Origin of the sequence: Streptomyces sp. LUP47B (assembly GCF_001746295.1) — a bacterium.
In the GTDB taxonomy this organism is placed as follows: Bacteria; Actinomycetota; Actinomycetes; order Streptomycetales; family Streptomycetaceae; genus Streptomyces.
This window is the reverse complement of record NZ_MJAH01000001.1, coordinates 360,337-374,418: the sequence shown is the minus strand read 5'-3', so window position 1 is coordinate 374,418 and position 14,082 is coordinate 360,337. Positions and strand designations below refer to the sequence as shown.

The following is a 14,082-nucleotide window of genomic DNA, read 5'->3' as shown; positions in this document are numbered from 1 at the left end:
TCGATGGATTGGAGGAACGGGCCGGGTGACCGCCGACCGGTCGCAACCCGTCCCGATCACCATGGAGACCACCGACAACAGCCTCACCTGGCTCCTGATGAATCTCTTGGAGCGCACCCCGGGCACACGCCACGCCCTCGTCCTGTCGCGGGACGGCCTGAAGCTGTGCTGGACGGAGCACATGACGCTCGACCAGGCCGACCAGCTGGCGGCCATCTGCTCCGGCATCCAGGCCCTCGCGCAAGGCGCCTCCATGGAGTTCGGAGACGGATCGGGTGGTGTGCGGCACTCCATGACCGAGTTCCACGGCGGCCTGCTGTTCATCGTGGACGCCGGTGAGGGCGCGCACCTGGCGGTCGTCGCACAGGAGAACGCCGACCCGGGAGTCGTCGGTCACCAGATGACGGAACTCGTCGAGCAGATCGGTGAGCATCTGAGGGCGGAACCGCGTACGCCCGCCGACCGGGGTGCCCGCGCGTGATCCGCAAACCCGTGGACGTCGGAGATCCTGACCGGCTCTACATGGTCACGGGCGGGCGCAGCACGGCCGACGACTCGTTCGACCTGGTCACGCTGATCGTCAGCGAGAGCGAACCCAGTACCGGCATGCAGTCGGAGCACGTGCGGATCCTCGAGCTGTGCCGACACCCCACGGCGCTGGTGGAGATCTCCGCCGAGCTGAAGCTGCCCGTCACGGTCGCCCGCATCCTCGTCGGCGACTTGCACGACATGGGCAAGGTCAGCGCCCGTCACCCCCGCGCCGCCGAGTCCGTCGCGTCGCTTCCCGAAACCGCCTTGCTCCAGGAGGTCCTCAATGGGCTCCGCAACCTCTGAGCTCCCCTCCCAGCGCACGCCGCTGGCCCATGCCGCCGAGACCGGCCTGAAAATCGTCGTGGTGGGCGGCTTCGGCGCAGGCAAGACCACCCTGGTTCGCTCGGTGAGCGAGATCCGGCCCCTGAACACCGAAGAGGTGATGACGCAGGCCGGGCAGGGCGTCGACGAAACGGCCGGTGTGGAGGGCAAGACGACCACGACGGTCGCGTTCGACTTCGGCCGTATCACTCTCAACGAGCGCATGGTGCTCTACCTGTTCGGGGCACCGGGCCAGGAGCGGTTCTGGTTCCTGTGGGACCGCCTGTTCTCCGGGACGCTGGGCGCGGTCGTCCTCGTCGACACGCGCCGTATGGAGGACTGCTGGTACGCGATCGACAGGCTCGAACACCACAAGACCCCGTTCGTGGTGGCCGTCAACCGCTTCGACGGTGACGAGAACCGATTCTCGCTCGAGGAAATCCGCACGGCCCTCGCGCTGGGTGAGCATGTGCCGATGGTCGACTGTGACGCCCGAGTCAGGTCCTCGGGCAAGGAAGTCCTCATCGCCCTCGTGGACCACCTCTACTCAATGGCACTGTCCCAGGAGAGCACACCGTGAGCGATCCCACCGGCTCCCCGTCCGCACCCACTCCGCCCCCCGGCTGCCCCGCACACGACGGCGCGGTGCAACTGGGCGGCCTGGAGTACCAGCAGACGCCCTCGCAGCTGTACCGCTCGATGCGCCGGGAGCACGGGGCGGTCGCGCCGGTGCTGCTCGACAACGACATCCCCGCCTGGCTGGTTCTCGGCTATCCCGAGGTCTGCTATGTGACCAGCCATGACGAACTGTTCGCGCGGGACTCGCGGCGATGGAACCAGTGGGATCACATTCCCTCGGACTGGCCCCTCCTGCCGTTCGTCGGCTACCAGCCTTCCGTGCTGTTCACCGAGGGGGCTGAGCACCAGCGCCGGGCCGGTGTGATCACGCAGGCGCTGGAGGGCGTGGACCAGTTCGAGCTGGTCCGCGAGTGCGAGCTGATCGCCGGTCAGCTGATTTCCTCGTTCTCCGGCAGCGGCCAGGCCGAGTTGATGAGCGTGTACGCGCACGCGCTGCCGGCGCGTGCCGTGCTGTGGATGTGTGGCATGCCGCAGGACAGCACCGACACCGAGCAGCTCGTCGACGATCTGAGGATCTCGCTCGACGCCGGTGAGGGCGACGACCCGGTCGCGGCGTACATGCGGGTCGGCGAGCGGATCATGCAGCTGGTGAAGGAGAAGCGGGAGCGCCCCGGGCCGGATGTCACGTCCCGGATGCTGCTTGATCCGGCCGGGCTCAGCGACGAGGAGATCGTGCAGGACCTGATCTCCGTGATCGCGGCGGCGCAGCAGCCGACCGCCAACTGGATCTGCAACACGCTGCGACTGCTGCTGACCGACGAGCGCTTCGCGCTGAACGTCTCCGGCGGCAGGGTCAGCGTGGGAGACGCGCTGAACGAGGTGCTGTGGCTGGACACACCGACGCAGAACTTCATCGGCCGGTGGGCCGTGCGCGACACGCAGCTGGGGGGACGTCTCATCCGCGAGGGGGACTGCCTGGTGCTGGGCCTCGCGGCCGCCAACACCGACCCGCAGATCTGGCCCGAGTCGCATGCCGGCGCGGAGAACTCGGCGCACCTGTCCTTCAGCAACGGCGAGCACCGCTGCCCTTATCCCGCGCCGCTGCTGGCGGATGTGATGGCACGTACGGCGGTGGAGACGCTACTGGAGCGGCTCCCCGACCTGGTGCTGGCCGTCGAGCCGGAGGAACTGACGTGGCGTCCGTCGATCTGGATGCGCGGACTGACCTCTCTGCCCGTGCAGTTCACCCCGGCCGTGCACTAGCTTTATCGCCCATTGCCATTGCCATTCCCATCGCCCGAGCCGGACGCGTGAGCTGCCCGGACCGGACGACAGTGGTGGTGCGGACGGTGCGGGTTCAGGTGCCGCTCGGAGTGAAGCGCACCGGCAGCGCCAGTGGGCCGCGTGTGAACACGCCCTGCTCGACCGGGTCGAAGCCATCGGCGAGGCGGAGGTCGGGCATGGCGTCCAGCAGCTGGTTCACCCCGGTTTCGACCTCCGCCTTGGCGAGCAGGGCGCCGACGCAGAAGTGGCGGCCGAGCGCGAAGGCGAGGTGATCCGCGGCGGCCGAGAACGCCGAGGTCGTGGTGAGGTCGTCACGGAAGATGTCGAACCGGTCGGGCTCGCGGTAGCGCTGCTCGTCCCGGTTGGCGGCGCCGATCAGGCACGTCACCGTGGCTCCGGCCGGGATGGTGCCGCCGGTGACCTGGACGTCGGTGGCCGACTGGCGCATGATCATGTGCACGGGCGGGGTGTAGCGCAGCGTCTCGGCGAAGGCCGCGGGTATCAGGCTCCGGTCCTCGCGGACAGCCGCCAACTGATCCGGATGAAGCAGCAGGTTGGCCAGGATGCTGGCGATCGCCTTGTCGGTGGTCTCACCGCCGGCCGCGAGCAGCAGGCTGCAGAACGCCTTGATGTCCTCGTCGTTCATCCGCACACCGTCGACCTCGGCAGTACACAGCGAGGACAGCAGGTCATCGCCCGGATTGTCGCGCCGCTCACGGATGATCGGAAACATGTACTCGGCGAACTCCACCCGGGTACGCTCGCCCGCCGCGGTCACCTCGGGGTCGCCGGCGAGGTTGCCGAGGAAGGCGATGACCGCCGTGTACCAGCCGTGGAACCGAGCATGGTCGGCCTTGTCCAGGCCCAGCATGTCCGCGATGACGTTGACCGGGAAGCGGGTGGCGTAGTCGCTGACGATGTCGGCGGAGCCGGAGTGCCGAAACGCGTCGATGAGTTCGCGGGAGTTGCGCTCGATGACCGGCATGAACTTGTCCTGCAGTTCCCTGCCGCGGAAAGCGGGTGCGACGAGCGCCCGCCGAACCGCGTGCTCACGGCCGCTGAGCTGCAGGATCGTCTTGCCGTGGACCGGCTCGATCTGCCAGTTGTAGTTGTCGGTCGTGAACTCCGCGTTCTTGTCCTTGAAGACCCGTTCGACGTCCTCGTAGCGGGAGATGACGTAGCTCTGGGTGGCCTCGTGCCAGATCAGGGGTTCTTTTTCCCGCATGACCGCGTAGGCGGGGTAGGGATTCGTGGCGAACTCGGGCGAAAGGATGTCAGGAACCTGCTGGGCGGTGGACACGGCGCTCCTTCAAGGTCGATGCCTGCGCTCGCACCAGGTTAATGATCTTACGTTGACTCAAACAGGCCAGTCCTGGCCGAAGTTGAGCCTGCGAGCAAGTCGGCAGGAGCAAGCAGCGGCTGAGCGGCAGGCATGCTGAGCCCGTTCTTGATCACCGTGAATCTTGTCGCTGCGGATCGCAGCGTCGGGGGAGCCCCTGAAAGCCTCGGTGACGGCATCGGCGAGGTCATGCGCACTGGCGCAGCGGCATCGAGCTGCTGCAGGAGGGGGCGCAGGCGATGCGTTTCGGTCATGGACGGGCTTGGCGGCAGAGTTTGTTCCGGCCCTCGACGGTGTCGTCGGCGCGGGCTCGTGCGTTGAGCGCGACAGCGGCACATGGGCGACTTCGGGGCCATCGACCACTCGATCGTCTCGCACGCTTGTCCCGGGCCGGGCCCGCTCAGCGGCGCCGATCAATTGCTCCCTGACAAAGCCTGTGGGCGTGCCGATGGGTGATCAGGCAGTGAGATGATCTCGATTCCCCACGTTGGTGCGGATTCTCCGTCAGTTTGTGGGACGTTTCGAGCTTGTGGTCGAGACCGAGCACGGCTTGTTCACCCAGCCGCGGCCGTAGCGTCCCGGCGACACCGCGGCCAGCCCGCTCGCCCCTCCCGAAAGCGCGAAACGAACATCATCTCATGCACCGCCCCTCAGCTCCTGAACTGCATCGATCACGCTGTCCACCACCTCCGTCACTGGCGTGGATGCATCGATGATCGTCGCGCCACGGTTTTCGTAGATCGCTCGCATCCGAGGATTCCACTTCAGGGCCGCTGCGAGCTCTTCGGGATGTTGACCGAATGCGTTCGTGGTGCGGGTCGCGAGCCGGTGGCGGAGGGTGTCCTCGTCAATCACCAGGCACACGATGCAGTCGAAGAGATCGAGGACGTCTGCCTCGTTCTCTGCCGATCCGCACAAGAACGCGATTCGGAAACGAGACTCCTCGACGAGGGTCTCAACGCGCTCGCGGACGATCGCCCATCCGTATCGATCGAGCCAGCCCCCGGGAACCGGATACGGAGGATCCATCACGGCTTTACCGCTAGCTCGGTCGATCCAGCGACTGAAGCCGTCCTCGTCGGCGTCGAGCGCGACGTAGCCACGCTCTCGCAACAGCCCGCAGACCGTGGACTTACCAGTCCCTGAATTGCCCGTCACCCACACCAATGTCACGCCGCCAGCGTAGACATGACCACCCCGGCCGGCGACGCCATCGCCGCGATCAGGAAGGACTCCCAATCGATTTCACCCGCCGGGTCGGCGGCGGCTTGGACTCGCTGGAGCAGACGCTCCCACGTCCTGTCGGATAACCACAGCCGGTGCCGTTCGTAGACGGTCTTCCACGGCCCGAAGCGTTCGGGCTGTCACGCCACTGCACGCCGGGTCTGAACCCGGGGCAAAATCCCGTCGATCACCTGCCGGTGATCCCGCCACCGGCCACAACGCCTGTTGCTGACTGGCAGGAACACTCCGCATCACTCAGATCACGCCGCCGCATGCCAGGAAGAACGACCAGACCACACGCCGGTCACAAGATCACACGAACCCCCGCTTCCTACTCCGTGACGAAGGGTGCGTATCCGACCGGGACCTCGCTCACCTGAAGGTCGGAGAAGAGCAGGCTCAAGTTGTGCGCGTTGGTCTCAACGCGTACCTCATGGAAATCGATCCCAACGGCCGTCGACCAGCGGCGGGTCGCCTCCGACTCGGGGAGAAGCTTGGCCCCCGGGTACAGGCAGTGGCACTTCACGCCCCAGACGTAACCGTCAAGGTCGACGCCGGTTTCGTGGTCGATGAGCCGGTCGTCCAAAGAGCGCCCCCAGGTCTCCGCGGGCACTGACGTCTCGCATCGGGCCTCGACGCAGTACCGGAACAGATACCGCCGGTACGACGGCGTGATGCCGGTGCGGGGATCAGCCGTCGCATAGACGATGACCTCGTAGTCACGCATGTAGTTTGTGTATCCGTGATGCACGACAGCGTGATCGATGGCTCCTCCAGCATCTGTTCAAGGAGGGCGGTATCCATACCGCTCTTCTACCTCACCCGACGAGACGTTCGACAATGAGATTCACGGGTGTCGTACGCCGTTGCCTCAAAGATCGGCCGGACCAATCCAGTCGCGCGGGCCTTCGTGACCGGCTCGAGAACGGTCACCGGAACCGGCCCGGCGCCTGGGTGGTCCGGTCCCTGGAGGAGCGAGGCGCCGTCGGTTCACCTGAACGCCCAGCTTGTCTCCGCGGATGACGGCTACGGCGTGATGTCGAACGGCGCCGAGTTCGATTCGGGGCTCATCGTGTGGATTGCCGGCAGTGCGTCGAACTCGACCGTACACAATCACACGGACTTTCCCGTCGACGACCGGGGTCTTCTACTCGCACGGCCCGGCCTTCGGGTGGGCACAGAGGCGAACATAGTGTCAGACGTGTGGGTCGCGGGCGACGCCGCCGCTGTCTCCGACCTGGCAGGACCACCAGGAACGTACACCGCCCCGAACACCTATCGCGATCTGGTCATCAAGGGCTTCCCGGCATGGATCATGCACCGTGGCCATCTCGTGCTCGCCGTACCGTCGTGGTACCACAAGGTCCGCGTGCTGGCTGTCAGGATGACTGCCGTGCTCTGCGGACGTCACATCGTTCCCCTACCTCAGTGCAGCATCCCCGGGGGTCTTCGTGGCACGGAGAAATCCACGTCGGAGTGAGCGGTCGAAGGCAGCCGCCCTGTGAGTTCAGCCGTTTCCGGCTCCCTGGCGCGGTGACCGACGTGAGGGGGACGCGGTCTGATTCCTGTTGAACAACACAGCCAAGCAACATCTAAACCTGACGTGACCCGGCGGGCCGTGCACCTTTTCCTCCGGCGGTCCCGACCACGCTCGTTAGTGTGTATATTGATCACAACGTTTGCGACGTCATGTTCGACACGGTCATCGTGAGGATGTCGCGCGTTGGCACCGAGGTATTAGAGCAGACCTGGTGCCGTGCTCCGGGCGCCGTCCTCCCCCCGTGGACGGTGCCCGGAGTCACGCCTGACCAGGTGGTGAGCAGCAAGGCTTGGGCGTCGGCGGTCTCAGGCCTGCTTGGCGTAGAGGCCGCGCCCCGTCCGCCGGATGCGAGAAGTGCCTACCAGGCGGTCCAGGGTGCTGCGGACCGCGTTGATGCTCCCACTGTCCGTGTCGCGGCCGAGTGCCGCCGCGACATCCCGAGCCCGCACGTGGGCGTCGCCGGCTCCCGCGAAATACTCCAGGATCTGTTCGGTGAGTTTGCCGTACTTCTTGTCATCGTCACCGTCGCCGCTGGTATGAGGCCCGGGGGTAGGACTGACCGCGTTGGCTACGGCCGGGGAGGCGGAGTCCCGCCGATCCCGCCGACTCGCCGCCGACTGCTCTTTCTGGACACCACGTGTGAGGGTGGCGCCGTCCGCTGATTGCGAGGAGGGGGTGCCCTCCTGCTGGGGCACGGGTGCTGAGGGGCGAGGCCGTTTCGTGGACACCACAGCCGTCGTGTCGGCTGCCTGCGGCTGGGCAGCTCCGTGCATGAGAGCCTCGAGGGTGTTGAGGGCCCGCTGTACGGAGCCGAGATGAGCGACGACCGCGGCGAGCTCCCTCTCCAGCGCCTGCTTCTGAATCTCCAGGCGGGCCAGATCCTCTTGAAGGCTCTCGGCGGTGATCTCGATATTGTGCGCCGTGTGGCTTGCGGAGACCATGTGTCCTCTTGTCCTCAATACTTTTGCGTGCTCGTCAGGCACACTCTTGGTGCCGCTAGCCCGCCCCATACGATGAGACGGGTACCCCTGAACATCATAGGCGGATTGCGCACACAGCGTCACCATCGTGTGCGGAACAGCCCGCAGTGGTCAGCCAAAACGAAAGACGGAACGATGCCTACAGCACGGTCAGTCCGGGTGGCGCCATCCCCACAGCGGGAGGGACACGCAAGCGGGTGGGCTACCACGGCTTCCGGTCCGTTGCGAGGAGATAGTGGCAGTCGGTGACTATCGGACACCCAAGGCCATGCCTGCTCCCAGGACCGTGCGGCACACCAAGCGGCACTGGACCGGTTCCATAAACGGAGCTTGTCGGGATGCAGGACCAGCACGCCGCGAGCGTCACCGACAGAAGGTCTTCACGACCACGAGGCCGCGCGCAGTGTGCACACCCATGACCAATTCGACCTCGCCCTCCTCGCCTCGACAGCGGATTGGAACAGGAGAAGTGCCCTGGTGCGCTGCCGGACATGCTTCGGTTCAGACGGTCCAGGCCAAACATGGGAACTCCGGTTGCACCGACGAGACGGCCACCACCGTCAGCTCGCGATCAACGCGCCTCCACCGACAGCGAAGGAGTAGAGGACGTACGTCATTGCGCACAGCGCGATGTCAGGGACCGGGCGTGGGTGACCGAGGGCCCGGTGGAGGCAACAGTGGCCGACGGCTGCGCAGATGGTCTTCTGCGCAGCCGCGTTGTGGTTTCCGCTGACCGCTGTCGCCGCCGGGAATCCGTACTGCGAGCACAGTCAGGAGGCTGCCCCAGGTGGCGGGTATGTCGGCAATGGGGGGCTGGATGGCGTGGACGTCCCCTCGATATCGGGGGCCGTCGCACGAAACCCTGGCCGACCGTCCTGCCTCGGGACGGCATCTTGCCCGTTCCGCGGGGGACTCAGCGTTCGGTGACGTGGCCGTCACGATGCTGGTGCTCTACCTCTTGGGCCGTGCACTGCGGTCGCTGACCCGCGAGACGCCCGCGCCGCGCTCCACTGTCGAGAGGAGAGACGCCGGAACTCCGAGAGATCGGCCATTTCTGGGACGGGTCAATGCCCCTGGGGGTGGTCATCATGCTGCTCACACTCCACTGAACGGACACGACGGCCCGCCCCGCCTCACCGTGCGTCGAAGACGGCTTTGCTGCGCATCAGGAAATCCGAGAGGTAGCTGTCGTGGGGCACTCCCGGAGCCATCCAGTAGGTCGGCTGATCGCCGATGTACAGGTTGGAGATGGTGGGTTCCGAGAGCAAGGTGTCCAGCAGTTCCGCGTCGCGCGTCAGAGCTGACAGCACGAGCGTGTCCCTCAGCGGAGCAATGCCGTCCGACCGGCTCCAGGGCGCAACCCACACGCAGGGGAAGGGCAGTTCGCTGCGCAGCTGGACGGCGTCGGCGCTGTCGGTCTGGTGGACGGCGGGGCGCAGTACGGCACTCCCGTCGCCGAGGTCGTCGGCAATCCCGTCTCCACCGAGCCAGGCGCGCGTCCCCGCGGCCACGGTTCCCAGGTATGCGCTGAGGGCGTGCGCCCGCTCCCGCGCACAGACTGGCAGAACCGCCCTCTCGTCCTGCGGAGGGAGGCTGGGCAGTGCTGACAGGCGTGTCGCGATGGCCTCGGCGAGAGGTGCTGGATCGCCTTCGAAAAGGACTGCGGTGGCGTTGACACACGCGGTTCCGCCTTCGTCGGCGACAGAGGCCACGATCGTGTCCAAGTGGTCACGCCAGTCCGTGTCCGCGGTGATGAGGATCTTCGACCGGCCTGGTCCTTGCGGCAGGACTCCGGGATCGTTCGCGTACTTGGCGACCACGTCGTCACCGCCGTACACCAGAGCCCGGTCGGCGTCGCGGACCACCGTGTCGGCGGTCCGGTGGTCGGTGGGCAGCAACACGAGCTGGTCATCTCGTACGCCGGCCTGATGCAGCGCTCCGACCAACCGGTACGGAGTGAACGGCTCACGCCTCGACGGGCGGACGGCGACGCGGTAACCCAGCGCCAGCGCTTCCAGCCACAGACGGTGAACGCCGGGGTGGTTACCGGAGGCGTTGACGGCGAACACGTCGCCCTGACGCACCCAGACCGCATGTCCCTCGCGGACGGCAGAGTCATGCAGACCGGGGGCCGCGCCCACTGGCCTGCCCCGCCAGGCGGACGAGCGGGCCTGGCGCACGAAGCGAGCTGTGCCATCGGTCGAGGCGCGTACCACCGGCAGGGGAGTGCCCGACGTCCGGCTCACGAGTTGCTCGTACTCCCGCACGCTCAGACCGCCTACCGTGCCGGAGGCGAACACATCGGCCGCCGCCGCGAGCAGACCGTCGAGGTCTGCCGACGGGATCGGCCCGGCCTGCCGCAAGGCGGCCATCGCCCGCGTCACGAAGAGCGGCGGCACCAGGCTCAGCCGCGCGACCTCGGTGCCGGCCACATCCTTCACCGAGGTCGGGACACGCGTCCGGTAAGCACCCCGAGGGCCCAAGGCGTCCAGGTAGATGGGGTCGGCCAAGGTCACAGTCGTCATCAGTAGACGCCCTCGATCACCGTCTCGCCCTTGACCGTGGGTATGGGCGCGACGTCCGCTACGGCATCGCCGGCGTGGTCTTCGTCGGGACGGGCCCGCAGCGCGGTGTCCCGCTCCATGTTGTTCGGGATCAGCATGGACTTGCTGACGTGGCTGACCACGACCTGACCGCGTTCGCCGACCTCCACCCGTTCCCCGGTGTCGGGATCCACGACCGACAGGAAGACGTACGGCGACACCGGGTCGAACACGCACGGCTCCGAGGCCGTGAGACCGGCCCTCTCCATCAGCGCGGTGAGCATCAGGGTGTTGCCGTACATGCCGATGACCGGCACATCGGGGAAGACCTCTGTGCTCAAGAGCTCCCGCGTGTCGGGGTCCATGTGCGTACCGCCCCAGATGATCGCTTTGGCACTGCGGTTGATCATCTCGACCAGATCGTCCTCCCGGGCGAACCGCTCCAGGAGCGGGGTGGTGGCCGCGATGACGCCGATGTCCTGGCTGAGCAGGATGCCTCGGCACTGTTCGACGAGGTGGTCGGTGTAGGCGTCGACCTCGTCGGCCCGGCCCGCGGCGACCAACTTCTTCACCCACCGGGGGTCCATGTCGACGCTCAGGCCCACGCTGCCGAGACCGGCAGCCGCCCGCTGCAGCACGTCTCCCACGAGGTGCGGCCCCGTCGGCGCCACAGTCAGCCACAGACCGCCGGCGGGCAGCCCATGGGCCCCGAGACGTCGGTTCACCTGCTCAGTGCTGTGCCGCATCCAGTCGTCCAGCTGGATGACGCGCTTGGGTGCTCCGGTCGTCCCGCCGCTGTCGAACACGTTCAGCAGCTTGGCCCCGGATCCGTAGCCCCTGGGGATGAGATCCGCCACCCGCACCCCCCGCAGTTCGTCCGCCAGGTCGGGAAACAGGACCAGGTCCGCCACGCCCTTGACGTCGTGCCGGGGGTCGAAGCCGAGCCGATCGGCCCGGTCGAGCCAGTACCGGGAACCGGTCGCGGGGTCGAAGTGCCACCGCATGGCCGCCCGGACGAATTCGTCCGGGTCCACGTGGTCAAAGGGACCGGCGTCCAGAATGGTCAATGACTCGTCCACCATCGCAACGTCCTTTCTCGAAGCCCGTGGGGCCGGTACCGGAGTACGGGACAGGATCGGCGCGTCAGCACTCACGGGACAGGCTCGTCTCCGTTCCACTCCGCAGCGGCGACGCGCGCACCCATGCCGGTACGACATGTCCTGTACACCTTTGGTGCACCAGGCCTGACGGCCATGGCCCCCACACACAAGACCGAGCTCCTCCCGTTTGTGTGACACCAGCCGTACGGGGCGAGCAAGGCGCGAACTAAGCCCGAACCGGGCTGCCTTGCTGCCCGTCAGGCAGGTTTCCGTGTCCTGGCCCGGTCGGTGTGAACGCCGAAGCAGTCACCCTGTCCCCGGTCCGCCGGGTACCTTCAGCCCGTCGCGAAGGTGACACCGGTGAGCCGCTCGGACAGCTGCCAGAGCCGAGATGCGTCCGCCTCGCTCCGGGCCGATTTGTAGAGCGCCAGTTCCGTTGGACTGCCCGTGAACTGGCCCCAGCCGTCGGGGCCGTACAGATGCCCGCCCTTGGCTTCCGGGCTTGCCGCCGCGTACAGCAGCGGACGCAGGCCGGCGTCGACGGACTGCACGAAGACACCCCAGCGCGCGAGCCGCCTCATGATCGCCGCGTGAGGCGCGGGACGGGCGCGGCCGAGGTTGGGCCCGGCTGCGTAGAGATTCGTCAGAGTCGTACCGGGATGGGCCGCGTTGCTGACGAGACCCCAGCCGCCCGACGCGCTGCGACGCTCCAGTTCGAGAGCGAACAGCAGGTTGGCCAGCTTGGACTGTCCGTACGCGCGCACCGGGGAGTACCGCTTCACACCCTGCGGATCGTCCCAGTTGATCCGGCTGCCACGCGCGGCGCTGCTGGTCACTGTGGTCACACGAGCGTGACCGGCCCGCAGTGACGGCATCAGCCGCCCGGTGAGGGCCACATGACCGAGGTAGTTGGTTCCGAACTGCAGCTCGTAGCCGTCCTTGGTCGTGTGCCGCAAGGGCGGTGACATTACGCCTGCGTTGTTGACGAGCAGGTGGATCGGCCTGCCTTCAGCATTGAGCGTGTCGGCGAGGTCCTCCACCGAGGCCAGGGAGGCAAGGTCGAGGAGGCGAAGGGAGATCCGCGCACCCGGCACGCTCGTTCGGATCAGTTCGAGGGCGCTGGTTCCTTTGGCCATGTTGCGTACCGGCAGGATCAGTTCGGCGCCGGCATGAGCGAGTCGTGTGGCCAGCCCAAGGCCGACCCCGTCGCTCGCCCCGGTGACCACGGCCAGCCTTCCTCGCAGGTCGGGCTCCGTCATGTCGTTCATCAACACTCCTTGTTGGGCGGTACGTCCGGGGCGCCAGCGTCCACGCAGCGCGCGGCCCGATCCATGTGCTGATTGACCATGGATCAATCGGACACGGCATGGAACCAGGGAGCACGAGCTGAAGAAGCGACCCGGACCAGACGGAGATGACAACACCGTGTGACACGATGTTGTTCCTGGCAATATGGTTGCGGAACACCTCCGCGAGGTACGGCTGCTCACTCGTGGCAGTCGACCGATCTCCGATCGACGAAGGGCACTCCCTATGCCTGCCATCCTGATACACGGGGTCCCCGACACCCATCACGTCTGGGACGACGTGCGTCGCCACCTCTCCCGGACCGACGTGGAAGCCTGGGACCTGCCCGGGTTCGCCGCCGCCCGGCCGGACGACTTCGGATCCACCAAGGAGGAGTACGTCAGTTGGCTCATCGACCGCCTGGAGCGGATCGGTGAGCCGGTCGACCTCGTCGGGCACGACTGGGGCTGCATATTCACCGCCCGTGTCGCATCCCTCCGGCCCGATCTCGTGCGTACCTGGGCCGGAGGCAACGGACCGGTCAGCTCCGACTATGTATGGCATCCGCTTGCCGTGACATGGCAGGACCCGGTCGAAGGCGAGCGCTTCATGAACGAGCTGCAAGCGGAGTCCTTCGCCGACGACTTGGTAAAGGGCTTCGACCTCCCCGCCCAGCCGGCCAAGGAGATGGTCAGCCGCGTGGACGGGGTGATGAAGGACAGCATCCTCAGGCTCTACCGCTCCGCCGTGACCATGGGGGCGGAATGGGAACCGGCACTGGCGAACGTGTCCGCGCCGTCTCTCGTGTTCTGGGGAGCGCTCGACCCCGCCTGCCAGATCGAGTTCGGTGAGAGGCTCGGCGCGTCCCTGCGCGCCTCCAAGGTCGCCAAGCTCGAGTGCAACCACTGGACGGTGCTCGAGCGGCCGGCAGAGGTCGCCGCACTCCTGGAGGCTCATTGGGCGGCCTTGCCCAACAGCTGACGCGTACGCGAGGAGGTTGGCCGTGCGCGCCCGGAGCGGGGGGACCGGGATCATCCCCTCGATGCCGCACGGAGATCTCGCGCTGTAACCAACCCGCGCCCGAGCACAGCGTTGAGCGTGAGTGTCGTGCCGGACGAGGACGCCCTGCATCACGCGTTCGGCCAGCCGGGCGCGGGCCACCTCTCAGCCTCTTCGCGAGCAGAGCGCCGGGATCGTTGAGCAAACGCTCGTGGGCTTCGAGCAGGACGACTTCTGCCGCCGGCGTGGCGCCGATCGCGGCATGGTCCGTGCCGGCGTTCCGGGCCGGTCGCGGGGGAGCCGATTCAAGTCGCCTCGGAACGGCCGTCACAAAGCCGATCCCGCTGAAGTCACC

General features: G+C 67.0%; 13 protein-coding genes and 1 pseudogene. 6 read left to right on the top strand and 8 right to left on the bottom strand.

The features are described from left to right. Window positions 1-61: 61 nt before the first annotated feature. The 4 genes from BFN33_RS01650 to BFN33_RS01635 are packed head-to-tail and all read left to right on the top strand — an operon-like array spanning window position 62 to window position 2,694. Window positions 62-481: a roadblock/LC7 domain-containing protein gene (locus tag BFN33_RS01650; protein WP_069758891.1), complete on the top strand. Its 420-nt coding sequence runs from the start codon at window positions 62-64 to the stop codon at window positions 479-481. After that, window positions 478-834, top strand: a complete 357-nt coding sequence (locus BFN33_RS01645; RefSeq protein ID WP_062051353.1) for a DUF742 domain-containing protein — start codon at window positions 478-480, stop codon at window positions 832-834. The genes BFN33_RS01650 and BFN33_RS01645 overlap by 4 nt, the downstream gene beginning before the upstream one ends. After that, window positions 815-1,432 carry an ATP/GTP-binding protein gene (locus BFN33_RS01640; protein WP_069758019.1) on the top strand — a complete coding sequence of 206 codons (618 nt, stop codon included), beginning with the start codon at window positions 815-817 and terminating at the stop codon, window positions 1,430-1,432. Before BFN33_RS01645 ends, BFN33_RS01640 begins: the two co-directional genes overlap by 20 nt. Further along, on the top strand, window positions 1,429-2,694 hold the full coding sequence (locus BFN33_RS01635; RefSeq protein ID WP_069758018.1) for a cytochrome P450: 1,266 nt from the start codon (window positions 1,429-1,431) through the stop codon (window positions 2,692-2,694). The genes BFN33_RS01640 and BFN33_RS01635 overlap by 4 nt, the downstream gene beginning before the upstream one ends. Window positions 2,695-2,788: 94 nt before the next feature. Here BFN33_RS01635 and BFN33_RS01630 read toward each other — a convergent pair whose 3' ends face one another. The 4 genes and pseudogenes from BFN33_RS01630 to BFN33_RS01620 all read right to left on the bottom strand — a co-directional run bounded on the left by BFN33_RS01630 (window position 2,789) and on the right by BFN33_RS01620 (window position 6,005). Continuing rightward, window positions 2,789-4,015 carry a cytochrome P450 gene (locus BFN33_RS01630; protein WP_069758017.1) on the bottom strand — a complete coding sequence of 409 codons (1,227 nt, stop codon included), beginning with the start codon at window positions 4,013-4,015 and terminating at the stop codon, window positions 2,789-2,791. A 675-nt stretch (window positions 4,016-4,690) separates the two neighbouring features. Continuing rightward, window positions 4,691-5,227, bottom strand: coding sequence for an AAA family ATPase (locus tag BFN33_RS01625; protein ID WP_141757928.1), 537 nt, complete (start codon window positions 5,225-5,227; stop codon window positions 4,691-4,693). 62 nt (window positions 5,228-5,289) lie between these two features. Further along, window positions 5,290-5,499, bottom strand: a pseudogene (locus BFN33_RS53970) (transposase); the annotation flags it as partial. Window positions 5,500-5,609: 110 nt separating this feature from the next. Continuing rightward, window positions 5,610-6,005, bottom strand: coding sequence for a hypothetical protein (locus tag BFN33_RS01620; protein WP_256122586.1), 396 nt, complete (start codon window positions 6,003-6,005; stop codon window positions 5,610-5,612). A gap of 126 nt (window positions 6,006-6,131) precedes the next feature. Here BFN33_RS01620 and BFN33_RS01615 point away from each other — a divergent pair, with 126 nt between their 5' ends. Next, window positions 6,132-6,758: a hypothetical protein gene (locus BFN33_RS01615; protein WP_069758015.1), complete on the top strand. Its 627-nt coding sequence runs from the start codon at window positions 6,132-6,134 to the stop codon at window positions 6,756-6,758. Window positions 6,759-7,123: 365 nt separating this feature from the next. On the opposite strand, the gene BFN33_RS01610 is transcribed toward BFN33_RS01615, so the two are convergent. The 4 genes from BFN33_RS01610 to BFN33_RS01595 all read right to left on the bottom strand — a co-directional run bounded on the left by BFN33_RS01610 (window position 7,124) and on the right by BFN33_RS01595 (window position 12,709). After that, the gene (locus BFN33_RS01610; RefSeq protein ID WP_069758014.1) at window positions 7,124-7,759 is read right to left on the bottom strand and encodes a hypothetical protein; all 636 of its coding nucleotides are present in this window, start codon (window positions 7,757-7,759) and stop codon (window positions 7,124-7,126) included. A 1,172-nt stretch (window positions 7,760-8,931) separates the two neighbouring features. Further along, window positions 8,932-10,323 (bottom strand): aldehyde dehydrogenase family protein, encoded by a 1,392-nt coding sequence (locus tag BFN33_RS01605; protein WP_069758013.1) that lies wholly within the window; start codon window positions 10,321-10,323, stop codon window positions 8,932-8,934. Next, the gene (locus tag BFN33_RS01600) at window positions 10,323-11,423 is read right to left on the bottom strand and encodes an AMP-binding protein (RefSeq protein ID WP_069758012.1); all 1,101 of its coding nucleotides are present in this window, start codon (window positions 11,421-11,423) and stop codon (window positions 10,323-10,325) included. The genes BFN33_RS01605 and BFN33_RS01600 overlap by 1 nt, the downstream gene beginning before the upstream one ends. Window positions 11,424-11,776: 353 nt before the next feature. Continuing rightward, complete coding sequence (locus BFN33_RS01595; RefSeq protein WP_069758011.1) at window positions 11,777-12,709, bottom strand: SDR family oxidoreductase; 933 nt, start codon at window positions 12,707-12,709, stop codon at window positions 11,777-11,779. 265 nt (window positions 12,710-12,974) lie between these two features. Between BFN33_RS01595 and BFN33_RS01590 the strand changes: the two genes are divergently transcribed. After that, window positions 12,975-13,709 carry an alpha/beta fold hydrolase gene (locus BFN33_RS01590; RefSeq protein ID WP_069758010.1) on the top strand — a complete coding sequence of 245 codons (735 nt, stop codon included), beginning with the start codon at window positions 12,975-12,977 and terminating at the stop codon, window positions 13,707-13,709. The last annotated feature ends 373 nt before the right edge of the window (window positions 13,710-14,082 follow it).

Excerpts from the sequence above, each read along its gene's own strand:
- BFN33_RS01590 (WP_069758010.1), top strand. The coding sequence starts at position 12,975 with ATGCCTGCCATCCTGATACACGGGGTCCCCGACACCCATCACGTCTGG.
- BFN33_RS01620 (WP_256122586.1), bottom strand. The coding sequence starts at position 6,005 with ATGCGTGACTACGAGGTCATCGTCTATGCGACGGCTGATCCCCGCACC.
- BFN33_RS01595 (WP_069758011.1), bottom strand. The coding sequence starts at position 12,709 with ATGAACGACATGACGGAGCCCGACCTGCGAGGAAGGCTGGCCGTGGTC.
- BFN33_RS01605 (WP_069758013.1), bottom strand. The coding sequence starts at position 10,323 with ATGACGACTGTGACCTTGGCCGACCCCATCTACCTGGACGCCTTGGGC.
- BFN33_RS01640 (WP_069758019.1), top strand. The coding sequence starts at position 815 with ATGGGCTCCGCAACCTCTGAGCTCCCCTCCCAGCGCACGCCGCTGGCC.
- BFN33_RS01610 (WP_069758014.1), bottom strand. The coding sequence starts at position 7,759 with ATGGTCTCCGCAAGCCACACGGCGCACAATATCGAGATCACCGCCGAG.
- BFN33_RS01650 (WP_069758891.1), top strand. The coding sequence starts at position 62 with ATGGAGACCACCGACAACAGCCTCACCTGGCTCCTGATGAATCTCTTG.
- BFN33_RS01600 (WP_069758012.1), bottom strand. The coding sequence starts at position 11,423 with ATGGTGGACGAGTCATTGACCATTCTGGACGCCGGTCCCTTTGACCAC.